Origin of the sequence: Cohnella sp. GCM10020058 (genome assembly GCF_042683485.1) — a bacterium.
Lineage (GTDB): Bacteria > Bacillota > Bacilli > Paenibacillales > Paenibacillaceae > Cohnella.
Map to the genome: position 1 here is coordinate 428,137 of NZ_JBHUJV010000007.1, position 24,029 is coordinate 452,165.

At 58.8% G+C, this 24,029-nt stretch carries 15 protein-coding genes; 3 read left to right on the top strand and 12 right to left on the bottom strand.

Annotated elements, in window-relative coordinates; all coding sequences use genetic code 11:
• Positions 1-40: 40 nt before the first annotated feature.
• Positions 41-1,465, bottom strand: a complete 1,425-nt coding sequence (glnA, locus tag ACFSR7_RS12015) for a type I glutamate--ammonia ligase (protein WP_378161759.1) — start codon at positions 1,463-1,465, stop codon at positions 41-43.
• Positions 1,466-1,783: 318 nt separating this feature from the next.
• Positions 1,784-2,806, bottom strand: a complete 1,023-nt coding sequence (locus ACFSR7_RS12020; RefSeq protein ID WP_378161761.1) for an LLM class flavin-dependent oxidoreductase — start codon at positions 2,804-2,806, stop codon at positions 1,784-1,786.
• A gap of 148 nt (positions 2,807-2,954) precedes the next feature.
• Here ACFSR7_RS12020 and ACFSR7_RS12025 point away from each other — a divergent pair, with 148 nt between their 5' ends.
• The 3 genes from ACFSR7_RS12025 (at position 2,955) to ACFSR7_RS12035 (ending at position 13,174) form a co-directional block, all read left to right on the top strand.
• Positions 2,955-4,103, top strand: a complete 1,149-nt coding sequence (locus ACFSR7_RS12025) for a response regulator (protein ID WP_378161763.1) — start codon at positions 2,955-2,957, stop codon at positions 4,101-4,103.
• A 413-nt stretch (positions 4,104-4,516) separates the two neighbouring features.
• Positions 4,517-5,176 carry a class D sortase gene (locus ACFSR7_RS12030; RefSeq protein ID WP_378161765.1) on the top strand — a complete coding sequence of 220 codons (660 nt, stop codon included), beginning with the start codon at positions 4,517-4,519 and terminating at the stop codon, positions 5,174-5,176.
• A 3-nt stretch (positions 5,177-5,179) separates the two neighbouring features.
• Positions 5,180-13,174 (top strand): SdrD B-like domain-containing protein, encoded by a 7,995-nt coding sequence (locus ACFSR7_RS12035; RefSeq protein ID WP_378161767.1) that lies wholly within the window; start codon positions 5,180-5,182, stop codon positions 13,172-13,174.
• 284 nt (positions 13,175-13,458) lie between these two features.
• Here ACFSR7_RS12035 and aroF read toward each other — a convergent pair whose 3' ends face one another.
• The 10 genes from aroF to liaF form a co-directional block, all read right to left on the bottom strand.
• Positions 13,459-14,520 carry a 3-deoxy-7-phosphoheptulonate synthase gene (gene aroF / locus ACFSR7_RS12040; RefSeq protein WP_378161768.1) on the bottom strand — a complete coding sequence of 354 codons (1,062 nt, stop codon included), beginning with the start codon at positions 14,518-14,520 and terminating at the stop codon, positions 13,459-13,461.
• 150 nt (positions 14,521-14,670) lie between these two features.
• A complete protein-coding gene (locus tag ACFSR7_RS12045) occupies positions 14,671-15,177 on the bottom strand; it encodes a DUF2062 domain-containing protein (protein WP_378116152.1) in 507 nt (168 codons plus the stop codon).
• Between the two features lie 46 nt (positions 15,178-15,223).
• Positions 15,224-16,174 (bottom strand): 4-hydroxy-3-methylbut-2-enyl diphosphate reductase, encoded by a 951-nt coding sequence (locus ACFSR7_RS12050; RefSeq protein ID WP_378161770.1) that lies wholly within the window; start codon positions 16,172-16,174, stop codon positions 15,224-15,226.
• A gap of 30 nt (positions 16,175-16,204) precedes the next feature.
• Positions 16,205-17,740 carry a sensor histidine kinase gene (locus tag ACFSR7_RS12055; RefSeq protein WP_378161772.1) on the bottom strand — a complete coding sequence of 512 codons (1,536 nt, stop codon included), beginning with the start codon at positions 17,738-17,740 and terminating at the stop codon, positions 16,205-16,207.
• A 2-nt stretch (positions 17,741-17,742) separates the two neighbouring features.
• Complete coding sequence (locus ACFSR7_RS12060; protein WP_378116157.1) at positions 17,743-18,429, bottom strand: response regulator transcription factor; 687 nt, start codon at positions 18,427-18,429, stop codon at positions 17,743-17,745.
• Positions 18,430-18,499: 70 nt separating this feature from the next.
• Entirely contained in the window at positions 18,500-20,230 is a 1,731-nt protein-coding gene (locus ACFSR7_RS12065; protein WP_378161774.1) for a S1C family serine protease, read from the bottom strand.
• 219 nt (positions 20,231-20,449) lie between these two features.
• Entirely contained in the window at positions 20,450-20,863 is a 414-nt protein-coding gene (locus ACFSR7_RS12070; protein ID WP_378161776.1) for a YugN family protein, read from the bottom strand.
• Between the two features lie 174 nt (positions 20,864-21,037).
• Entirely contained in the window at positions 21,038-21,715 is a 678-nt protein-coding gene (locus ACFSR7_RS12075) for a response regulator (protein WP_378161778.1), read from the bottom strand.
• Between the two features lie 6 nt (positions 21,716-21,721).
• Positions 21,722-22,762 carry a sensor histidine kinase gene (locus tag ACFSR7_RS12080; protein ID WP_378161780.1) on the bottom strand — a complete coding sequence of 347 codons (1,041 nt, stop codon included), beginning with the start codon at positions 22,760-22,762 and terminating at the stop codon, positions 21,722-21,724.
• A gap of 6 nt (positions 22,763-22,768) precedes the next feature.
• On the bottom strand, positions 22,769-23,956 hold the full coding sequence (gene liaF / locus ACFSR7_RS12085; protein WP_378161781.1) for a cell wall-active antibiotics response protein LiaF: 1,188 nt from the start codon (positions 23,954-23,956) through the stop codon (positions 22,769-22,771).
• Positions 23,957-24,029: the final 73 nt, after the last annotated feature.

Consider the following 24,029-nt stretch of genomic DNA (forward strand, 5'->3'; position numbering starts at 1 on the left):
AAAAGCTCCCTTGCGGGAGCTTTTCGGTAATTCGCTTCGATTAGCAATCGAAGTAGAGGCCGTATTCGTGCGGATGAATGCGGATTGCAACAGCCTTCGCTTCTGCACGCTTTACTTCTACGTAGTTATCGATGAATTCCTTGGTGAAGACGCCGCCTTCGGTCAGGAATTCGAAGTCCGCTTCGAGGGCGTCAAGCGCCTCGTCCAGGGTGCCAGGAACGCTGCGGATTTCTGCCTTCTCTTCGTCGGTCAGCTCGTAGATGTTCTTGTCGAAAGGACCGTAGCCCAGCGCGCGCGGATCGATCTTGCGCTTGATGCCGTCCAGGCCTGCCATCAGCATCGCTGCGAACGCGAGGTAAGGGTTAGCGGTGGAGTCCGGCGTACGGAACTCGATGCGGCAGCCCTTCGGCGTAACGGCCGCGACCGGGATACGAACGGCAGCCGAACGGTTGCCGGCGGAGAACACGAGGTTAACCGGCGCTTCGTAGCCAGGAACCAGACGTTTGAAGGAGTTCGTCGACGGGTTGGTGATAGCAATCAGGGCAGGCGCGTGGTGCAGGATGCCGCCGATGTAATTCAGAGCGAGCTCGCTCAGGTTGCCATAAGAGCCCTTTTCGTAGAACAGAGGCTCGCCGCCGTTAAAAATGGAGCTGTGGACGTGCATGCCAGAACCGTTGTCGCCGAAAAGCGGCTTCGGCATGAATGTCGCGACCTTGCCGTATTGGCGGGCAACATTGTGCACGATATATTTATACTTCATCAGGTTGTCGGCAGTCGTCGTCAGCGTGTCAAAACGGAAGTTGATCTCCGCTTGGCCGGCAGTCGCCACTTCGTGGTGATGACGTTCGACGCGCAGGCCGGCTTCTTGCATGAGGCGGACCATCTCGCTGCGGATGTCTTGCTGGGAGTCGACCGGAGCTACAGGTACATAGCCGCCCTTGACGCCGATTTTGAAGGCCAGGTTGCCGCCTTCTTCCTTGCGGTTCGTGTTCCAAGCGGCTTCTTCGGAATCGACGAAGAAGGAGGACGAATTCATCGTGCTCTCGTAACGAACGTCGTCGAAGATGAAGAATTCGGATTCCGGTGCGAAGTAAGCAGCCGTACCGACGCCGGATTGTTGAAGGAATTCTTCAGCCTTGTGCGCGATCGAACGCGGATCGCGGTCATAACGTTCGCCGTCCGGCGTGTAGATGTTGGACATCACGATCAGGGTAGCGTGAGCGGTGAACGGATCCACGTAGACCGTCTCGGTGTCGGGCATCATAACCATGTCGGATTGTTCGATGCCGCGGAAACCGGTGATCGAAGAACCGTCGAAAGCTACGCCGTTAACGAAAGTATCTTCGTCAACTTCCGTCGCCGGCAGCGTGATGTGATGGGCGCGGCCGTTCAAGTCGACGAAACGAAAATCTACAAACTCAATATTCTTTTCCTTGATGAGATCCAAAACGTTTTGTGCAGACATTTCGAATTTCCTCCCCATTTCCGAACATTCGGTCTTATGAAACGAAACAACGTTCAACTTTTCACCTGAACTCTGTCGCTATTATAAATTTTTTGATAGAAAAGCGTCAATACTTATGTAAGGTATTTTTTGTGGAAGTGTGAGGTATGTTAACACTTTTGACAAACCGAAAAAAAGACCCCCTTAAAGGCCGAAAAGCCGCGTACGGCGGGCGGCGCGCAGGCCTTCGGCGCGCGCCGGCCGACCGCCGCGCGAATAGCCGAATGTCCGGTTCCCGCCCGATTCTTATTACTTTCCGCCAATGCAGCCTGACCGGATTTACCTGGCGATCCGCTTGCGGATCAAGCCGGCGACGCGCCCCAGACTGGCGGACCGTGAAGCCGCGTCCGCGGTGATGCAATTGACGATGATCTCGTCGGCGCCATAGCTCGAGGCAAGCGCGTAAAGCATCCGCTTCACCCGATCGGGGCCGCCGACGATCATTCGGCTTCTGTTCTCCGCGATCCTCGCGCGGTCGGCCGCGCTGTACGCGTAAGCGCGCGCTTCTTCGCGGCTCGGCACCGGCCGGCCGAATTCGCCTTTTTCGTTCAGCAGCAGCCGCAGGTCTAGCGATGCCGCTTCCCGTTCCGCTTGGCTGTCGTCGTCCATGCAGACGACAAATATGCATACCGCGACGCGGGGCAACGCGCCAAGCGGTCCCGGCCTGAATCCTTTTCTGTACGCGCGCGCGGCGCTTTGGCCGCCCTGTCCATTGATAAAATGGGCGAAAGCAAAGCCGGCCCCCATCGCTGAAGCGACCTGCGCGCTATGGCTGCTGGAGCCCAGAAGCCATGCCTCCGGCTGCGTTCGGACGGCCGGCGCAGCAGCCAGTCCTGCCAGCGGATGGCCGGGCCCGAGCGGCGGTCCGAGATTCAGATAAGCCGCGAGCTCATGCAGTGAATTCACGAAGCCCGCTTCTTTATCCTTTCCAGCCTCCCTGCCCATCGCCCGCGATACGAGCGGCATGCCCCCCGGCGCCCGGCCGATGCCGAGATCGATCCTTCCAGGATATAAGCCTTCGAGCACCCTGAAGTTTTCGGCAACCTTGTAAGGACTGTAATGCGGCAGCAGCACGCCGCCCGAACCGATCCGAATTCGCGAAGTCCGCGACCCGACGGCAGACAGCAGCACTTCCGGAGAGGAACCCGCGAGTCCTGTCGCGTTGTGATGCTCCGATACCCAAAAACGCGAATAGCCGAGTCCTTCGGCGAGCCGCGCCAGCTCGACCGTGTCCCGCAGCGCTTGCGCGGCGTCCCCTCCGCTCAACACAGGAGATTGGTCCAATACGCCCAGCCTCAACATTCGTCCATCACCTCGCTACTTATTGTACGCCGCTCCGTTCATGCGCAGAATTTATGGCTCCAAGCCCCCATTTTGCCCGCAATTCCGATATAATGTAGAAAAATGGCGATCGCTGGCGGCGCCGGAACACGAACGAGGCGGGATCGAATTGAAATGCATAATCGTCGATGACGAACCCTTGGCGTTGAACGATATGGAGAGGCAGCTCCGCAAGCTCGGCGGCATCGAGATCTGCGGCAAGTTCGGCAACGCCAAAGACGCGCTGGACGCGCTCGGCACACTCCAGCCGAACGTCGTTTTTCTCGATATCGATATGCCTGTCATGAACGGCCTCGAAGCCTCGCTTCACTTTCAGGAAGCGCTGCCCGGCGCCCGGATCGTTTTCGTGACCGCCTACCAGGAATATGCCCTCAAGGCGTTCGAGGTGAACGCGCTGGATTACCTGCTCAAGCCCGTGCTGCTCCCGCGCCTGGCGCAGACGCTTCAGCGGCTGGAGAGCATGACGGCCCCCGCTGTTCCCCCGAACGCCGAGCCAAATGGCGTTCATGCGGTCATCCGCTGCTTCCGCACGTTGTCCGTCGAATACGGACCTGCCGCTTCACAGCTGACCTGGAGGACGAACAAGGCGCAGGAGCTGTTCGCCTTCTTGCTTCACAGACGCGGGCAACAAACGCGCAAGGATACGCTGATCGAGCTGTTGTGGCCTGAGCTTGCGCCCGAGCGCAGCTACGCGCTCCTCTACACGACGGTCTACCAGCTGCGCAAGTCCATGGAGTCTGCGGGTCTGGGCATTCGGATCCTGAATACGAAAGCCGGCTACGAGCTGATGACCGACGATGTCCTTATTGACGTGGACGATTGGGAGAGGCGCATGCCGACTGCCGACGAGTCGCTGCCTGATGAGCTGCAGCAGTACGAATCGTGGCTCGAAGCTTTTACCGGCGATTACTTCGAGGAACAGGACTACGAATGGGCGGATACGGAGCGCCGAAGACTGCGCGTGCTCTGGTACCGGTATGCGATCCGGCTTGCCGCCCTGCTCGAGGAGCATGGCATGCCCGCTTACGGCCTGGATTGGCTGTACCGGGTTCAGTCGCGTTTTCCGTATTCCGAGGAAGTTTTCTTCCTTATAATGAAGCTGCACGCAGGGCTCGGCGAAAATAGCATGGTCGAGCAGCAGTATGCGCTGCTCGTCAGGATGAGCGAAGAGCAATACGGCCATCCGCCTTCCGCCGATATTGCGGCTTGGTTCTCGGGCCGTCGTTCGGACCTTCCTGCCTCGACGGCGGAGCGATGATGTCCGCGTCATGCTTGCAACGGCTGGGGATTGGTGTTGCTCGAAAAATCCGCGTAACTCCCAGTCGATAGCCACATTTGAGCACTAACGCCGCCTCCATCGCGCTCAAGAAGGTGCAATAAGCGCAAAAAGAAGCTAACGCCGACGCTGATGTCACTTTCCTTCCACTCCCATTCCTCTGCCCGCAAACGTCCACATCACGCCGGCACACCGAAAGCGAGCTTATCTGTCCCCGAATCGCCAACAATTTATGCTTTCGGATATTACAAAAAAAACGGCAACGCCCTCTAAAATCAGGGCGTTGCCGTTTTTTCGTTTTTCTTAAAGCGTTTGTTCAGTTTTTGTAGAGTTTTGTAATTTACACTGACTGCTAGTATAGAAATTCGACTGCAATGGAGGAGGAACGGTTTGATTTGACAGGAACACCCAAGCGCGGCAGGCCCGCGCTGACACTGACGGCGCTGCTATTGTTGGCCGCGGGCATCGCGCTCGTGCTATATCCCCGCCTGGTCGAGCACCGTGAAGACGAACGCGAGCTGCGTCTGCTCGCCGCCTGGAGTACGCATGCGGCGGCCGTGCAGCCTTCCCCTGTCGCGACGAATATCGCGGCGACCGCCGCGGCGCAGCCCGAATGGCGGGAGATCGACGGCGCCAAGGTGCTCGGCACGGTCTCGATCGACCGGATCGACCTCAGCGAGCCGATCGTCTACGGATCGGACGCGGCAGCGTTGAAGCGGGGCGCCGGGACGGTCGTGGCGGACAGACTGCCCGGTGAGGCGGGCAACTTCGTGCTCGCCGGACACCGAAGCCTGACCCGCGGCAGACACTTCAACAGGCTCGGCGAAGTCGCCGTCGGGGACACCGTTAACGTGGACACGTCGATCGGCCGCTCTACATACCGCGTTACAGACATCAGGATCGTGGAACCGGACGATCTATCCGTGCTGGACAATGCCGGGAACGGCGTCTCCGAGCTGACGCTGGTCACCTGCCACCCGCGCAAAAATCCGACGCATCGCCTTATCGTTCATGCCGTATTGATCAACAATTCCGATGGAACGGGAGACATGTAAGCAATGAAGATTCTCAAGTCCTTTTTAGCGATCACGCTCGTCTTCGGACTGCTGTGGAGCCGATCCTGGCTCCCGGAGCCCGATGCGAACGCCGATAGTGACGCAGCAAACGGCATTCTGATGAGCATGTCGACCGATGTACCGGACGTCGATTCCGGCCGCACCTTCATTTATACGATCAATTTCAGTTTTTCGGATCTGGTGGACAGCGGGATCGATACCGAGAAGCTGAAGCTCGTGCTGCCGCTCCCTGCGGGAGTGGAGTTCAACAGCTTTATTCCGCTGTCCATTTTATCCGGCATGACCCAGGTCGGCAACGATCTGGAATTCAGCTTCAAAAATTCCGGCGCGGGCGGCCCGGTCGCGGGTACGTCGTATATGCTGCAGATCAATGCGCATTATACCGCGCACACGACGCCGGACGGCACGGCGACCACGGCGACAGCCAAAATCTACGGTCCGGACGCCGGCGGCAATCCGACGGTCGAACTGGAGGCGTCCAATCCGGTAACCGTCACGGCACATGCCGCTGCGGACTGGGAGCTCGTCAAAGAGCGCGTCTCTCCGATTCCGACGCCGCTCGTGGACGGCCAGGTTCAGTACAAGCTCACGTTTAACAACAAGAAGTCCGGCACCGATATGGGCGTGCTCGATATCGAAAATGTCGTGCTGAAGGATACGCTGCCTGCCGAAGCCGAGTTCGTCTCCGCGTATCCGGCGCCAAGTTCGGCGCCTGCGCCCGGCGAAACGGGCGTCGTGACCTGGAGCCCGGCAGGTACGCTCGCCGACGACGCGGTCTATTACGTGACTGTCCGATATCCAGCCGGCAAAGTGAACACGTCGACGACCGTGACGAATATCGCGAACGTTACGTATAACCCGCTGGGCCAGACGCAGCTGTCGACGAGCGCCAACGTCAGCCATGGCTTTACCGGCACGAAAATCGACACGGGTCCGGGCGGCTTCTACAAAAACGTGGAAGATCGCCAAAAAGAAATTTCGCCCGGACAGGACGTCAAGTTCTACGTCGGCGGCTTCAGCAACCGCTCTAACAGTACGCTCGAGGATGCCTTCATCACCGACATGACGCCGACGCAGGATTCGGCCGGCAACCCGGTGAACCTCGATCTGAAGGACATCGACACCGCGACGTTCCATGACGTCAGCGTAAACTATGCGGTGTACTACACGACGAAGACAAGCCCCGGCGCGGGGGACTGGGTTTACTGGCAGTCCGTCAGCCCGGAGACTTCCGAGAAGCTCTCCGTCTCATCGTTGAATCTGGGCGCTGACCGCGTCATGGGCGTTCAGTTCAAATTCGCGGGTTCGCTTCCCGTCTCGTTCAGCCAGACGTCGAATTTCACCTTGACTTATACGCTGCGAAGCGGATCGACGATCACCAACGGCAATCATATTCACAATACGGCGAACTTGGATTACACCTTCGATTCCACGCCTAAGCATGGCAGCGACGGCGCCGACGTTTACGTATGGCAGGACCGGCCGCTTGTCAGGCTCGACAAGACGCTTGTGAGCAGCGGCCCGTTCGTGCCTTCCAATGCGACGGAAGCCAGCTACGCCGAATTCGATCTCAAAGTATCGAATACTTCATACTCCAGCGCAGAGTTCCACGATCCGGTCGTATTCGATGTGCTGCCGAAGGGGCTGGAATACGTCTCCGCGGCGATCTCGGATTCGAGCGCCAACTTCTCCGCCGCTTCGTTCGCGCTCGATGCCCCCACGCCGACAGCGCTAAGCGGCGACAAAACCCTGCTTCGCTGGAAATTCGCGCCCGGCACCAAGATGCCCGTAAACAGCTCGTTCACGATTCGCGTCAAAGCCAAGATCGCGGAATACGCGCCGGCTACGACCTATACGAATCAGGCGGGCGTTTCGTCCAACAACGAAGCTTACCTAAACGACTACTATTTCAATCCGCTCAAGACGGATACGAACGATTACGATGGCGACGGCAGTCCGACCAACCTTTACATCGGCTCCTCTGCCGACGTCACCGTCAATCGCGTAGCCGAGCTCGGCTCGTACAAGCGGGTACGCGGTGAATTGGACGATGACTGGAAGGCCGGCACTTTCCCGACGGGCTGTACGTTCGGCACGGCTTGCGACCAGCTTGGCAACACGGTTGCAGGCGGACGGGTCGACTATAAGCTGACCGTCAAAAACAACTCGAACTTCGACGTTGACCATGTCGTCGTTGTCGATACGCTGCCGCGCCAAGGCGACGAAGGCGCGCTGCTCGGTTCGCGCGGATCCGAGTGGGGAACGGTGCTGACCGAGCCGCTGGCCGCCAATGCGGACTATACCGTCTATTACAGTACGGATGTACACGCCAAGATCAATACATCCTCCACCTGGAGCGTGACGCCGCCGGCCGACCTGACGACCGTCACGGCGCTTAAGTTCGAGTTCGCAGCGGCATTCTCGCTCACGCCCGGCCAGGAATATCCGATCGTCTGGTCGATGAAGGCGCCGCTCGGCACGACCGTAGACCGGATCGCCTGGAACTCCTTTGCGCATCAAGCGCAGGAAAAAGGCACGAGCTCCAAGCTAGAGCCTGCCGAGCCGCCAAAAGTCGGCGTGCATATCAATCCGCCTACCGGCCTGTCGCTTGGCGATTACGTCTGGGCGGACGTCAACAAAGACGGCGTGCAGGATGCCGGAGAGCCGGGCATCAACGGCGTCAAGGTGGAGCTGTTGAAATCCGACAACACGCCATTCACGAAGGATTTCAAGGACGACGGCACGACCGTTCATATTCCGGTGGCCACGGTGACCGGTCCCGATGCCAGCGGCAAGGCGGGCTACTATTTGTTCCCGAACCTGCCGGCCGGCGATTACAAAGTGAAGTTTACGATGCCGACCTCGCTGCCCGAGGATTACAAATACGGCAGCGGAGCCAACGCCTATACGAATGAAGCGCGTCATTTTACCGCATGGACCCAAAAGGAAGCCGGCAGCAACAGAGCCGTTGACTCCAATGTCGGCGTGGCGGGTTCGTCGGACACGTCCCCTACCGTCATGACGGACGTGATCCACTTGACCGCTAACGATCTCACGATCGACGCGGGAATCGAGCCTCCGCTCGGCGCGATCGGCGACTATGTATGGTACGACGAAGACGGCTCCGGTACGCAAAATGAACCGGCAGCTGGACACGGCGTATCCGGCGTTCAGGTCGAGCTGTTCAAGCAAAACGGTTCGACTTGGGTCAGCCAGGGCACCGAAACGACCGATGCGAACGGCAAATACCTGTTCGACAACCTGCTCCCGGGCAAGTACAAGGTCAAGTTCCCTACCCAATACGCGTTCGATACGGATTCCGACGGAACAGCCGAAGATGTACTGCTGACTTATAAGGATAAGGGCAGCAAGCGATTCGAGGATTCCAACGCTTACGATCTGGCGAGCGCTACGAGCTTCGGCGGCGCAGCGATCGCAGACAAAGCCAAGCCGCTCGGATTTTCGGACGTAATCGACCTGCAGCTCGGGGAGAAAAATCTGACCGTCGATGCGGGCTATGTCCTTCCCGTCAAGCTCGGCGACGAAGTCTGGGTCGACGGCAACGCCGACGGGAAGCAAGCTACCGATCCGACCGATGTTCCAATGGCGGGCGTTACCGTCCGTCTATTGACCGAATCCGGCGCACAGGTCAAAGACCGAAACGATAATTTCGTAACGGCTACGACCGATTCGAACGGCAAGTACTTGTTCGACCACCTGCTGCCTCGCAAATACAAGGTCGAATTCGTCTTGCCGACCGGCTACGGTTTTACACGCAAGGGTCAAGGCAGCGCCGCTTCGGACTCCAACGTCAATCGCTCGGCCAACAACGAGCCGACGCTGCAGACGTCCAGCCAGACCGACACGATTACGTCGGTGCAGACACCTGGCTTAAGCGATCTGACGATCGATGCCGGGCTCGTCAAGCTCGTTGCGCTCGGCGACTACGTGTGGAACGACAAGGATCAAGACGGCGTGCAGGATGCCGGCGAGCCAGGCGTGAGCGGCATTGTCGTCAACCTGTACTACGAGGACGACTCGACGACTGTCGTCTATCGCACGGCAACGACCGTCGCGGACGGCCTGTACAAATTCTCGAATCTTTATCCTGGCAACTATAAAGTCGAATTCGTTCGCGGCAACGGATACCTGTTCACGATCAATGGCGCGGGCACCGCGGCCAGCGATTCCGACGCGATCGTACCGGCCCTGCCTACGACGACAAAAGCAAAGACGGCCACGATCGCAATGAATGCCGTCGACAATATGGACATCGATGCGGGACTGTACGAGCTCTCCTCCCTTGGCGACAAGGTGTGGCTCGATACGAATGCTGACGGCGTGCAGGATGCCGGAGAATCCGGCGTAGCCGGCGTTCAAGTTCAATTGCTGGACGGCTCGGGAGATCCGGTAACGGCTGACGCTTACGGCACGGCGATTACAACCCAAACGACGGCTGCAGACGGCCTGTACAAGTTCCAGTACCTCAATGCAGGAAGCTACACGGTCAAATTCACGCTGCCGACCGGCTACTGGTTCGTACAGCCTAATCAAGGCAGCGACGACGCAAAGGATTCGGACGCGATCAAACAAGGCACCGGCTCCGTCGGTCTTGCGGACAAGACGCTGTCCACGGGAGAGCACGATATGACGATCGACGCAGGCATACACACGCTGGCGTCGCTCGGAGACTTCGTATGGCACGATCAGAACGGCGACGGCAACCAGGATGCGGGCGAGCCGGGCAAGAGCGGCATCAAGGTCGAGCTGTTCGAGGCGGACGGTACGACGCCTGCAGAGGACGCTTACGGCAATGCAGTCGCTTCGCAAACGACGGATGCGAACGGCAACTACAAATTCATTAACTTGTCCGCCGGCGACTACAAGGTCAAATTCAGCCAGCTGCCTGCCGGCTTCAAGTTCACCGGCAAGCATCAAAGCACAAGCGCGGTGGACTCGGACGCCTCGAACGTAGATGCGGACCTGGGCCTTACCGATACGGTGACGCTCACCATCGGACAACAGCGCACCGACATCGATGCCGGTATCGTAGACCGGGTATCGCTCGGCAACTTCGTATGGAGCGACCGGGACTTTGACGGCATTCAGGACGCAGGCGAGCCCGGCGTCGAAGGCGTCACCGTCAAGCTGTACGATGCGGCCGATCTGACGACGGCCATCAAGACGGCAGTAACGGACGCAGACGGCGCTTACCTGTTTACCAATCTGTGGCCCGGCGAATATGTCGTGCAATTCGTTCTGCCGAGCGACGAATACATGTTCACGCATTCGTTCACCGGATCGGATCGCGCGATTGATTCCAACGCGGACGACGACGTGTCCGGTACGAACTTCGGCTTCAGCGATGCAATAACGCTCGTCTCCGAGCAGGACGACCTGACGATCGATGCGGGGCTCGTCGAGCTGGCTTCCCTCGGCGATATCGTCTGGCACGATGCGAACGACAACGGCTTTCAGGATGTCGGCGAAATTGGCTTTGCCGGTGCCAAGGTCAACCTGCTGGATGGCAGCGGCAATCCGGTCCTGAAGGGCGGCGTGCCCGTCACGACGACGACCGATCTGGACGGACGCTACAAGTTCACAAAGCTCGTCCCCGGCGACTACATCGTACAGTTCGAATTGCCGACCGACTATATTTTCGCGAAAAAGAATGCAACAGGCAGCACCGCGAGCAAAGATTCCGACGCCGATCCGGTCACCGGACGCTCGGCGGTCGTCTCGCTCAGCCCTGGAGAGAACGACGTCGACACCGACGCGGGTCTCGTCAAGCTGACCGCGCTCGGCGACTATGTCTGGATGGACCGCAATCTGAACGGCATTCAAGATGCCGGCGAGAGCGGCGTGGCTGGCGTGACTGTCCGCTTGCTGGATGGAGCGGGTTCGGCTGTGATGAGCGGCGGCCTGCCGGTCACGACAACGACGGATGCGAACGGGAAATACTTGTTCGACCATCTGGTGCCCGGAATTTATCGCGTTTCCTTTGACCTGCCGGCCGGCTATGTGTTTACGGCGCAGGATGTCGGGCCGCTTGACACTGCGGATTCCGATGCCGATGCGAGCGCAGGCGGACGTACGGCATCCGTGACCCTATCCTCCGGCGAAATTAACACGACGCTTGATGCAGGTCTTGTCAAGCTCGTCAACCTCGGCGACAAGCTGTGGGTGGATCTCGGCGCTATCGGACGCCAGGACGGCGAGGCTTCGGATCCGGCTGCATCCGGCGTAACCGTTCGTCTGCTCCAAGGCGACGGTTCGCCCGTCCTGAGCGGCGGCACGCCGGTGACGACCGTAACGGATGCCTCAGGCAACTACCTGTTTACGAATCTGTATCCCGGCAACTACAAGGTACGCTTCGATCTGCCGTCAGGCTATATGTTTACGAAGAGCCTTGCAACAGGCACGGGCTACACGACAGACAACGACTCCAACGTTGACGCTGCAGGAACGACAGGCCTTATTTCTCTCACGGCTGGCCAGGACGACCTTAGCATCGACGCAGGCATCGTCCTGCCGGCAGCGATCGGCGATTTCGTCTGGGAAGATGCGGATTCCAACGGGATCCAAGGACCCGACGAGAAAGGACGCAACGGACTTAAGGTCGAGCTGCTCGACGCCCTCGGCAACGTGCTGAAGACGACGACAACCGCCGATCTGGCCGGCAAACCGGGCTATTATAAATTCGACGGCCTCATGCCGGATACGTACAAGATCAAGTTCTACATTCCGGACGGCCAGCTGTTCACGAGCAAAGGCGCTACGCCGGACGCCGCGCTAGACTCCGACGCCGGTCTTGAAGGCGATACGGAAGCCGTCACGCTGACGCCCGGCGAGTACCGCAACGATATCGACGCCGGCTTCTATGCGGTACCGGCCATCATCCCTGCCGCGCTCGGCGACCGCGTGTGGCTGGACGTGAACGGCAACGGTCTGCAGGACGATTCCGAAAAGGGTCTGAACGGCGTGACCATCGAGCTCTACAACCGCTATAACGCGCTCGTCGCGACGAAGGTCACGGCCAACGACGCTGACGGCAAGCCTGGGTACTATGCTTTCACCGGCCTGAACCCTGAAGATTATACGGTCAAATTCATCTTGCCGGCCGGCTATCAATTCACTAAGCCTGCGCAAGGTACGGACCGGAGTAAGGATTCCAACGCGGACTCGCTCGGCAAGACGCCGGTCGTCTCTCTGATCGCCGGCATGAATGACAAGACGATCGACGCGGGCTTGATCCCGCTGTCGTCCATCGGCGATTACGTATGGATCGACAGCAATGCGAACGGCAGGCAGGACGCAGGCGAAGTTGGCTTGAACGACGTAGAGGTCTCCCTTTACGATGCCGACGGCAACGAGATTGCCACGCAGCTGACCGGCAATGACGCCGGCGGCAAACCGGGTTACTACGCGTTCAAGGATCTTACGCCTGGCGCTTACAGAGTCGGCTTCAAGCTTCCGAACGGCTATGCATGGACAGCCGTTCATGCCGCCGGCTCTAAGGGCGACAACGATTCCGATGCCGGCCCTGATGGCCGCACGGGCGTCATCTCGCTGCAGCCTGGCGCGAGCGATCTGACCGTCGATGCGGGCCTCGTCCTCAAGAAGGACGAGCCGCAAACGCCTGACATCGGTACAGGCACCGACAACGGCGGTACCGACAATCCTGGCTCGGTTAATCCTGGCCAAGGCAACGGCAACACCGGCGGAACCGGCGGTAACGGCTCCGGCGGCGTGGACGCAAGTGGGAACAGCGGCAGCGAAGACGGCGGCGCGGATGGCGGCTCGAACGGCGCATCCTCCGGCGCTTCCGGCTCCGGCTCGGCTAACGGCGGCGGACAGCTGCCTAAGACCGGCGAGACCGCGCCGATCTACCCGCTTGTCGGGTACGGCCTGATCGCAGCCTCGCTCATCCTCTTCGCGATCCGGCTTCGCAACCGCAAGCCGAAACGCACGCTCTAAAAATCGATTTGATTGTCAAAGTCCGCCAGCGCTTTGCGCTGGCGGACTTTTGCATGCGCTCCTATGCTCCTACATCAACAACTTTGCATTGAACGTGACAGAATAGCCGGCGTTAACGCCCATATGCGCTTATCGGTCGAGTCCACATTCCGCATCTCAACTCCGTTTTTTGCGAATAGCGCACCTCAAGCCTGCTCCCATCGCTCAAAAGTCCGCGCCTCAACTTTCCCCACACATTAAAAAAACCGCCAGCATAACTGGCGGCCCTGCATTAAAACGCTATGTTACTTTTTCCAGGTCGCGAACGCTTCGGCCGGCTCCTTGGCGGTGTCGAAACGCTTGCCTAGCAGCGGCGAGAGCTGCTCGAGCTCTTTGAGCAAGTTGGCGAATTGATCCGGGAACAGCGACTGTACGCCGTCTCCCGTCGCCGAGTTGTCGGGGTCGGTATGCATCTCGATAATGAGTCCGTTCGCCCCTGCGGCGACGGACGCCTTGGTCATCGTCTCTACGAGCTCGCGACGGCCGGTCGCATGGCTCGGGTCGGCAATGACCGGCAAATGCGACAGCTGCTGGATGACCGGAATCGCAGCCAGGTCGAACGTGTTGCGCGTGTAAGTCTCAAACGTGCGGATGCCGCGTTCGCAAAGCATGACGTTCGGATTGCCGCCCGCCAGAATGTACTCCGCCGCGTTCAGCCATTCGTCGTACGTCGCGCTGAAGCCGCGCTTGAGCAATACGGGATTCTGAATCGTGCCGAGCTTGCGAAGCAGGTCGAAGTTCTGCATGTTGCGCGTGCCGACCTGCATGATGTCCGCGTATTCTGCGCAAATGTCGACGAACTCCGGCGCCATAACCTCCGTGATGGTGAGCAAGCCGTATTTCTCGCCGGCTTCCTTCATCCACTTCAGACCCTCCACGCCGATCCCTTGGAAGCTGTACGGGCCGGTGCGCGGCTTAAATGCGCCGCCGCGAAGCACCTGGCCGCCGGCTGCCTTGACCAGACGGGCGATCTCGTCGATCTGCTCCGGCGTCTCGACCGCGCACGGTCCGCCCATAACGACCAGGTTGTCGCCGCCGATCTTCACGCCCTTCACTTCGATGATCGTGTCGTCCGGATGGAAGTCTCTGCTCGCCAGCTTGTAGGACTTGGAGATCTTAATGACGTTCTCCACGCCATGCATAGAGCGGATATGCTCTGCCAACGTCGGCTCCGCCTTCCCGATGATACCGATGACGGTACGATCCGTGCCGCGCGAGATATGCGGCTGTACGCCGCTCTTTTGAATATATTCGGCAATCTCCAAGATGCGTTCTTCGGAGATATGCGGAGAAGTAATGACGATCATAAGGACACGCTCCCGGATTCTAATTGTTATTCTTCATATTCATTCGCTTTCGCGCTTATACGCTTCGACGCTTATACGCTTTTAAGCGCTAAAGTAAATATAGACGATAAAACCCCGAGTGTCAATCCCCGGGGTTGTCGCTTTTTCCTGTCATTCCATTGCAGGCTTGCTCGCTTCAATGACGATTTTCCTCGCGCGGCGCTTTTCTCTCCGTTTGCGCTTGAACGCCTGGACGCTGTACCAGATCGGGAAGAAAAACAAGACGCCGAGCGCGAGTCCGTCGATCATCCCCCCGACGATCATCTTGAGGTTGAACAGCAGGAAATGATTGACCTTCGCCGGCAGGAACGAAAAGTTCACCGCGAAGTGCGCGGGCATCACCGCATCCGCCACCATCTTGTTCAGCACGGACATCGGAATGTAGATCAGCTTGCCGAAAACGAATCCGACCAGCGCCGAAGGCAAATTGCCCCGAAGCAGGTAGATCAGCGGAAAGATGAGTACGAACGAGGTACCGTAGGTCGGCAGATTGAACATCTCGACGAACAGCCCGATCGCGAATCCCATCGCTATCGAATAAGCCCCGCCCTTGGCACGAAGCAACTTGACATACTGCAGCTTCAAATAGCGGATGAACTTGCGAAGACGTTGTTGCATGGCGCTCCTTTCTTGCGGCCTGCGGCGCCACTTAGCCAAGAAAGGCTCAAATGGTTGATTTTTCTCTAACCGTCGGCAGCAGCTTGCTCATGTTGACGGTGCGTCGGATTTCCCAGGTCGAAGGATCGTTCTGATCATAACGCTCCAAGTATTGGATGACTTCCTTGGTCAGCGGCGTCGGTGTCGAAGCGCCGGACGTGACGGCGACGCGTTCGATGCCTTCGAGCCACTCCTGCTTGATCTCGGTAACGTCCGAGACGCGGTAGGCCTTGACGCCGGAGATCTCCTCCGATACTTGGGCGAGTCGATTGGAATTGTTGCTCCGGGGGTCGCCCACGACGATGCAAAGCTGCGCATTCTTAGCTTGCTCGGCAACGGCTTCCTGACGAACCTGCGTCGCCAGGCAAATCTCGTTGTGGACCTCCGCCCGGGGAAACGTCTCGAGCAGCTTTGAGATGAGATGTCGAATATCCCACTGCGACATCGTCGTCTGATTCGTTATTATAATACGGTCGCCGGCAAGTCGAAGTTCCGCAATTTCTGCTTCGTTTTCGATCAGATGAACGCGATCGGGCGCGATCCCGATGGCGCCTTCCGGCTCCGGATGACCTTTCTTGCCGATATAGATGATGTCGTAACCTTCTCCGACCTTTTCGCGGATCAGATCATGCGTCTTCGTGACGTCCGGACAGGTCGCATCCACGATCGTCAACCCTTTTTCCCTGGCCCTGATACGGACCTCCGGCGACACGCCGTGCGCCGTAAAGATGACGGTGCCGGACTCGACGCCTTCAAGAATCTCGAGACGGTTCGCGCCGTCCAGCGTTATAATGCCCTCATCCTTGAACGATTCGGTCACGTGGCTGTTGTGCACGATCATCCCTAAAATATAAATGGGGCGCGGCAGATCCAGGTTGCGCGCCGTCTGAAGGGCAAGCACCATGGCATCCACCACGCCGTAGCAATATCCGCGAGGGGAAATTTTGACGATCTCCATTTTCGTAACCCGCTTTCTCGCCCGTACCTGTCAGCTTTGTTCCGTGTCGGGAACAGCCGGGCGCACCGATGCCTCTATTATACCGTAATCCGGACGATCGGAAAAGTCGACGGGAAGCCAAATGGTAAAGCGGCTGCCGCCTTCGGGACGGGACTGGACATCCAGGGAGGCGCGGTGCATGTCCGCAATCCACTTGGCGATCGAGAGGCCGAGTCCCGTGCCGGCCGTCTGTCCGCGGGATTCGTCGGCCCGGTAGAAGCGGTCGAAGATGCGTGGCATATCGGCTTTGGCGATGCCGATGCCCGTATCGATGACGGATAAGCCTACGCGATCCTCCTGACGGTACACCTCCAGGCGAACTTCGCCGGCGGGCGTGTATTTAAATCCGTTTTCGATGAAAATAAAAAGCAGCTGCATGAGGTAATCCCGGTTGCCCACGACGCGTACGCCGGCAAGCGCGTCCAGCGGACCGACGTTCCACTCCGCATTGCGCGGCAGAAAACCCGCCCTGCGAGACGCTTCTTCGACGAGCGGCAGCAATTCGATCGGCTCCTTGTCCACGACGTAGCCGGCGTCCGCGCGCGCCAGCGACAACAGATCGTTGACGAGCCGGCTCATCCGCCGCGCTTCGTCCGAGATGTCGTGCAGCGCTTCGCGCGACAGCTCCTCCCGCTCCGCCAAAGACAACCGAGGCTTCACAATTGCGCTGTCCTGCTCCCCTGTTGCAGTTCCGGAACCCGTTTCCGTCCATACTTTTTCCAGCAGATCCACATTGCCCCGAATCGTCGTCAGCGGCGTCCGCAGCTCATGCGAAGCATCCGATACGAACCTGCGCTGCGCCGTGTTCGATTCCTCAAGTACATTATATGCTTTTTCCACCCGCTCTAGCATATGATTGAGCGTCCGCGTGAGCCGGCCGATCTCGTCCTGGCTCTCGCCGGGAATTCGCAGCTTCAGATCCGAACCGCTCTGCACGCGCTCCGCCGCCTCCGTGACCTTTTCGATCGGGCGCAGCGCTTTGCGCGCGAGGAAAAGACCGATGACAAAGGCGAGAACGAGGCTGGCGAGGCCGGCGATCCAGAGTACGAATCTGATTTGGGAAAGAAATCTGCTTTCCTTATCCGTATAAGCACCTACCTGTAGCAAACCTACAAGCTGCCCGTTAAAAATATAAGGTTTGTTATAAATAATGAATGGATTGTCCCCGATCGCTATCTGCTGATACCCTTCCTCCACTTTTTCATAGGCCGGATAGGGAAACGTAATATTAGAAGCAGCCAAATTCCCTGATTTACTTATACTTCCCTCTTTTGCTTGCAGGAAATTAACGACCTGAATCCCGATAGTCGCATCGAAAGCAAACATCGAGCGGGCGTTCAGATCATAATCTCCAGACCAATCGACAGTAGGCGTAATGCGAATTTTTTCAGCCTCATTTACCAGGCGGCTCTTAATTCCTCCAACCGTATTTTGATATACGATTACATAAATTAATATGCAAAATATCGCAAGCACGGCCGCCAGCAGCCCCGAATACCATAAAGTCAGTCGCAGCCTGATCGACATGCCTAGCTATCTCCCTTCAGGACATAGCCCGCTCCCCGTACCGTCTGAATGAGGCGTTTGTCCCCGTATTCCTCAAGCTTCTGGCGCAGCATCGCTACGTAGACCTCGAGCACGTTGGACTCTCCGCTATAGTCGTAACCCCAGATCTTGTCCATGATCTGATCGCGCGACAGGACGCGCTTCGGATTTTGCATGAACAGATGGAGCAAGTCGAACTCCTTGGCCGTCAGTTCGATCCGGTTGTCTCCGCGTATGGCCTCCCGGCCGTCGACGTCGAGCACCAGATCGTCGAAGCGCAGCCGGTTATTCTCTCCTGCAGGCTCGGGGCGACGGCGCATAAGCGCGCGTACGCGAGCCATCAGCTCCTCTAGCGCAAACGGCTTCACTAAATAGTCGTCGGCTCCCAGGTCCAGGCCGCGCACGCGGTCCTGCACGTCGTCCTTGGCCGTCAACATAAGGACAGGCACATTGATGCCTGCGGTCCTGAGTCTGCGGCATACTTCCCAGCCGTCGATTCCCGGCATCATAACGTCAAGGATGACTAGGTCTGCGGATTTGTCCGCCACGATGCCAAGGCCGGCGGGACCGTTCGGAGCGGTGGAAACTTCATAGCCTTCGAATGCGAGGCTGCGCCTGAGTAGCGAGGTGATTTTTTCGTCGTCGTCGATTACGAGTATATGCGGTCTCATGTGTTCCTCCGTCTAAAAGAATGGGGCAGTCTCGGCGACTGCCCCGCTAACGCTATTGTATCAGAAAAGCTTATTGTTGTTGCTGTTGCTGCTGCGTCGATTGATCCTCGAAATCGCTCTTGTTGCCGATCGTCAGCGTCAGGTCGATCTTCTTGCCGTCGCGATAAACGTTCAGCACAGCCTTGTCGCCTACGGCTTTTTTCTGGATCGCGGCGATCAGTTCTTCCTTTGTCTTGTACGTCGTGCCGTCCATGCCGAGGATGACGTCATATTGGCGCAGATCCGCTTTGTAAGCCGGCGAGTTGTACAGAATGCTGTTGACGAGCGAGCCGTCCGTGCTGGACAATCCGAGCTGACGTGCAGCGGAGCTGCTGATATCCTGCAGCGTCGCGCCGATGAACGGAGACGGCTTCGCCGGAATCTTGGTGTTGGATTTCAGGCTATCCAACACTTCGGTGATCGTACTCGTCGGGATTGCGAAACCGATGCCTTGCGCTTGCGAGCTAACCGCGGTGTTGATGCCGATGACTTCGCCGTTGAGGTTAATCAGCGGACCGCCGGAGTTGCCGGGATTGATCGAAGCGTCGGTCTGCAGCAGATGTTCGTAATTGCGCGTGCCATCCGTGTCCTGAATGCTGATCTCGCGCTCGTTGGAGCTCAGCACGCCGACGGTGACCGTGTGATCGAAGCCGTAAGGATTGCCGATCGCCACGACCCAGTCGCCCATGTTGGAAGCGCCGGAATCGCCTAGCTTAAGCGTCGGGAAGTCGGTGCCTTCGATCTTCAGAACCGCGAGGTCCAGATCGTAGCTCGAGCCGAGCAGCTTAGCCGTATAAGGCTCCTGATGGCCGGTAACGGTAACTTTGATCTCGTCTGCGTCGGCGATAACGTGCTGGTTGGTCAGGATATAGCCCGTGGAGTCGAAAATGAAGCCCGAGCCCATGCCTTCCTCCTGCAGCGATCCGCTGCCGTCCGATCCATTGCCGCTGCCGTTGCCGCCGTTGCCGCCGTTGCTGCCGTTGCCGCCGGAGCCGTCACCATAATCATCGCCGAAAAACTGGCGGAACAGCGGATTGTCGTCCATCCAGCTGTTGCCGGAGCTGCTGCGGCTGGAAGCCTTGACGTAAGTCTCGATTTTGACGACCGCCGGGCTGGCCTGTTCGAAAATCTTGGAGATGTTGTTTGGCCGGACCGTATCGGTGACATTGGCTACCGTCTTGGCGCCGCCGTTGTCACTGGACGTCGATACCGCAGCGGATGCCGGCGCGGCTGCCTTGGAGCTGAACCAGTCGCCGCGGTCGGCCGCGAACATCAATCCGCCGACGACGACCACGCCAGCCATGAACGAAGCGAATACCGACCGGAGCGAGGATCTGCGCGGCGGCTTGGAGGCCTCCCAGTTCCTGCCGTTGCCGGATACGGTGAACGGCCGGTACTCCCTGTCCGCCGGCTGGACCGCCGGCGTCGCCGGACGCTCGCTCGCGCCGCTGCCGATGCCGCTATCGTAAGCTGAACCGTAGGACGTGCTGCGTTCACGATCGGAGCCGAAAGGACCGTAGGTGAAACGGGTTTCTTCTTCTCTCGGAGTCGTGTACCCGGAATCATTAGAAGCCGCATACCCGGATTCCGGCGTATCCGATCCGGAAGCCACTTCGCTATGCCCTTCCTCGCGTGCGTCCGCTTGGTCCGCATACCGGAATTCCGGCCCTTTCGCATTTCCCGCCTCACCGTTCTCTTCGCGTTCGTTGCCATATCGGAACCCGAAGAGATTGTCTTCCGGCTTTTTGTTCTGATCGTCCATGTTCAATTCCTCCCATGTCGCCGTGGCGTCAGCGCCTGCGGCCGTTGTTCTTCTTGACTACATATTCGCCTACTTACCTTAAAACAATCTTAAAGTGAACTGAATCAATATTAAAAAAGTTAAAAAAAGAGAAACGCCCTCCGTCTCGGCGGAGGGCTGCCGCTTGGATATCCGCATCGCGCCAGCGGATGATCGCGTAGTAAATCCGGTTGAAGGCCTTTAGTTTAAAAATACTTTCTCCGCCTGCTCTAGCACTCTCTCCGCTTCGCGTATCCATGAATCCTCGATCTCGGCGTCGGGATTCGATGGCGCGGCGAACTGGTCGAAAAAACCGCCCAGCGTGCGCGGCTGCGCGTCCTGATCCAAGCCTTCCTCGTATTCGTGCCTCAGGACATAGGGTTGGCCGAACCGGATGATGGCGTCGGTCTTCTCCGCTTCCGCGTCGAGCTCGCCGCGCTCGACCTCAAAAGGGAGCCGCAGCCATACCTTGTGTTCCCTGTCGAGCGCCCGGTCGAGCGAACCGGTCTTGTAATCCCAGTTGCCTCCCAAGTTAAAGCCGAGATCGTCTAGGCCTTCCTGCGCCTGAATGTAAGCGACCTGCGTCGAGGCAAGTCGCGATGACAGCTGCTGCATGAGGATTCCGCCTTTTTAGCCATAGAATGCCCGGTTGACCGGCAAGCTAAACCTTACTGGCATCGCCATACTGCATCGTCGTTCCGGCATTGCGATCGGCCATGCTTCAAATAAGAATGCGGCGCATCGTTATTCCGCCGAATCGATACGCTCTCCTCGTTTTCAGCGTTTCGCCTACGCCTTGACCCATCCTTTGCGGTGCGCAAATATGGCCAGCTGCGTCCGATCCTCAAGCTCGCATTTCATCAGCAGGTTGCTGACGTGCGTCTTTACCGTTTTGATGCTGATATGCAGCTCGTCCCCGATCTCCTTATTGGACTTGCCCTCGGCGATGAGCAGCAGCACCTCCCGTTCGCGCTCCGTCAAGCCTTCGTCCTCGTCCTGCGCCGTCCGCCGTCGAAGGCCCCGGGTCAATGCCTGCGATACGTCACCGCTCATGACCGGCATTCCACGCAGCGCACCCTGCATCGCGTATACGAGCTCGTCCGCCGACACCGTTTTGAGCACGTAGCTGACGGCACCCGCCTCAATCGCCGCTACGATCTTGTCGTCCTCCAGGAAGCTGGTCAGTATAATGATCCGTACATGCGGATACTTGGCCAGCATCGCGCGGGTCGACTCGACGCCGTCCATGCCGGGCATCATGAGATCCATCAGCACAAGCTGGGGGACACGGCCGCCAAAAGCGCCCGCGTCGAGCCGGTCTATCGCTTCCTGACCGCCCGCGGCCTCTCCGATCACCTCGAACCGGTCGTCCAGCATCAGATATGTCCGGATGCCGGCCCTCACCATCTCGTGATCGTCTACGATCAATACGCCGCTCGGGCTCTGCATCGCGCTTAATCCGCTCATTTCCGATTATCCCCTTCCGTTTCCTTCGATCGCTTGGGCGAACTTGGGCAACCCGACCTTGATTCGCGTACCGGAGCCGGGCTTGGTCGCGATCTCGACGTCGCCGCCGAGCTGGATCGCGCGCTCGCGCATCGTCGTCAGCCCGTACGAGCCCGCCTTGACCTGATCCGCGCTGAACCCTTCGCCGTCGTCGTCGATCGACAGCAGCACCTGTCTGTCCGTCTCTCCCAGCACGAGCCTCACCTCATCTGCGCCAGAATGCTTCATAACGTTGGCCATCGCCTCCTGAATGATCAGAAACAGCTGGTGCTCCATGGCGGGCGGCAGCGCGGCGGACACGCGCACGTCCAGCGTGCCCTGCATGCCGTTTTGCCGGCAGTAATCCGGGAACCAGCGGTCGAGCGCCTCCGGCAAAGTCCTGCCTTGCAGCTCCAACGGCCGCAGTTGCGCGATCAGACCGCGCATCTGGCGCTGCGCGGCCTTGGACATTTCGATGAGCTGCTGCATGACGCGGCCCGCATGCTCCGGATTTTTGTCCACGAGAGCCGGCAGCGCCGAAGCGCTCATATGGATTGCGAACAGCTGCTGGCTTACCGTGTCGTGAAGGTCTCTGGCCAGCCGCCTGCGCTCCTCGAGCACCGCTTCCTCCACGGTGGCCGCCTTGCCCATCACTTCCTTTTCACCCAGCTGCTGCAGCAGACGAAGCCGTTCGGCCAGCCCCTGCTGCAGCCGGTTGAACTCGCGGTACGCACCGGCAAAAGCATCGGTACGCTCCTCCGGGAGCCTCGCCTCCCAATTGCCGGCGGCCGACTGCTTGAGCGCTTCCTGAAGCGCGTCGATCCGGCTCTGGTATCTCCGGCCCCGGAAGTAGGCGCTGACGATCCGCACTGCAATCAGCAGCGGAATGAGCCTGTAGATCGCCGGGCCCGCCGGCAGCGCCTCGATGTGAGGCCGCCACAGGCCGTAGATGACGGCCAGCACGACGGCACCCGAAATCGCCGCATAGAATGCCCACTCCCACTTAATGTTGCGAAGCAGCTTCGGCATCGGTTGTTATCCCACCTTCGTCACGCGCACGTCGCCGATGAAGCAACTGACGATCAGCACCACTTGTTTGTCCGTATCCTGAAAACCGGGCGTCTCCGCCGACATTTGGTTGAACACGCCTCCGCGCTTCTGCTCCAGCACCTTCACGTCGCCGATCAGGCAGCTCGAGACGACGCGAATGCCGACGCTGTGATCACCGGGCACGTACGCCTTGACGTCCCCGATGAACGCGGACACGTATATACGGGTCTCGCCGACCGGAATGTGGGCGCGGGTCAAATCGATCGTCGTGTCCCCGATAAAATGCGAGATGCTCATCGGCTGAAGCTCCCACATCTCCTGTCCGATATGCACGTCGCCGATGAATCGGCTGTGGTCGATCCGGGATCCCCGCGGCGAGTGGCCGGGCGGCCGATGGTATTCCTTCCACATCCGCTCGGACTCGCCGCCCGAACCATAGCCATCGTGATCGAAATGTCCGTGCCTCGCATGACGCTCCTGCACCTTGGCGCGGCGACGATCGTGATGCTCGCGCTGCTTGGCGTGAATCCGTTCGACCCTCTCCTGCATGCGCGAGTTAAAATTGTCCAGACGTTCCTGACGCCGCTCCATGCGCTGACCGATGCGATCGGCCGGATCCCAGCCTCGATCCCGCGGTCGGCCCTCATCCGCGTCTCCCTCGCGTGCTTCTTCCGTATGCCGATCATCCCGAGCGGGATCTTCCGCAAACGCATTCGGGCTGTCATAAGGCTGCGGCGGAGGGGGCGGGGGCAGCGGCGCTTCGAACGAATTCGGGGCGGGCGGCGGCGTCACTTGGTTCCATCCGCTCTCTTCCCACTTTTTGTTCTTCCGTCCGCAACCGCTTCCTCTGAACACCATGTTGAGACCTGCAATGATAAGCGCGGCCGGAATGGCGAAGCGGATCAAATCGCCCAGCTCCCAATGGAGCCAGCCCAGGTTGCGTCCCAGGAAAAAAAGGCCCATCATCACGACGATCGAGTTCCAGCCGAAGCCGTTCCTCCGTTGCAGCAGCATGCCTTGAAGTCCAAAGAAAATCATCAAGACGGGCCAGTAGTTCGAAAATAGATAACCGATGTCCACTTCGATGACCCCGCTCTGATTCAATAAGAAGATCAGGCCGCCGCCGATCAGAATAAATCCCCAAAAAATGCGGTGAAGCACGGACTGCTGCATAGGGGTTCCTCCGTTTTTCTGTACGAATGGGTTCTGCTGGTTACATTATAAAGGAAAGTCGGAACGCTTCCAT

Bases quoted from the DNA above. Each gene is read 5' to 3' on its own strand.
- glnA (WP_378161759.1), bottom strand. From the start codon at position 1,465: ATGTCTGCACAAAACGTTTTGGATCTCATCAAGGAAAAGAATATTGAG.
- ACFSR7_RS12020 (WP_378161761.1), bottom strand. From the start codon at position 2,806: ATGTTGAGGCTGGGCGTATTGGACCAATCTCCTGTGTTGAGCGGAGGG.
- ACFSR7_RS12035 (WP_378161767.1), top strand. From the start codon at position 5,180: ATGAAGATTCTCAAGTCCTTTTTAGCGATCACGCTCGTCTTCGGACTG.
- aroF (WP_378161768.1), bottom strand. From the start codon at position 14,520: ATGATCGTCATTACTTCTCCGCATATCTCCGAAGAACGCATCTTGGAG.
- ACFSR7_RS12045 (WP_378116152.1), bottom strand. From the start codon at position 15,177: ATGCAACAACGTCTTCGCAAGTTCATCCGCTATTTGAAGCTGCAGTAT.
- ACFSR7_RS12050 (WP_378161770.1), bottom strand. From the start codon at position 16,174: ATGGAGATCGTCAAAATTTCCCCTCGCGGATATTGCTACGGCGTGGTG.
- ACFSR7_RS12055 (WP_378161772.1), bottom strand. From the start codon at position 17,740: ATGTCGATCAGGCTGCGACTGACTTTATGGTATTCGGGGCTGCTGGCG.
- ACFSR7_RS12060 (WP_378116157.1), bottom strand. From the start codon at position 18,429: ATGAGACCGCATATACTCGTAATCGACGACGACGAAAAAATCACCTCG.
- ACFSR7_RS12065 (WP_378161774.1), bottom strand. From the start codon at position 20,230: ATGGACGATCAGAACAAAAAGCCGGAAGACAATCTCTTCGGGTTCCGA.
- ACFSR7_RS12070 (WP_378161776.1), bottom strand. From the start codon at position 20,863: ATGCAGCAGCTGTCATCGCGACTTGCCTCGACGCAGGTCGCTTACATT.
- ACFSR7_RS12075 (WP_378161778.1), bottom strand. From the start codon at position 21,715: ATGAGCGGATTAAGCGCGATGCAGAGCCCGAGCGGCGTATTGATCGTA.
- ACFSR7_RS12080 (WP_378161780.1), bottom strand. From the start codon at position 22,762: ATGCCGAAGCTGCTTCGCAACATTAAGTGGGAGTGGGCATTCTATGCG.
- liaF (WP_378161781.1), bottom strand. From the start codon at position 23,956: ATGCAGCAGTCCGTGCTTCACCGCATTTTTTGGGGATTTATTCTGATC.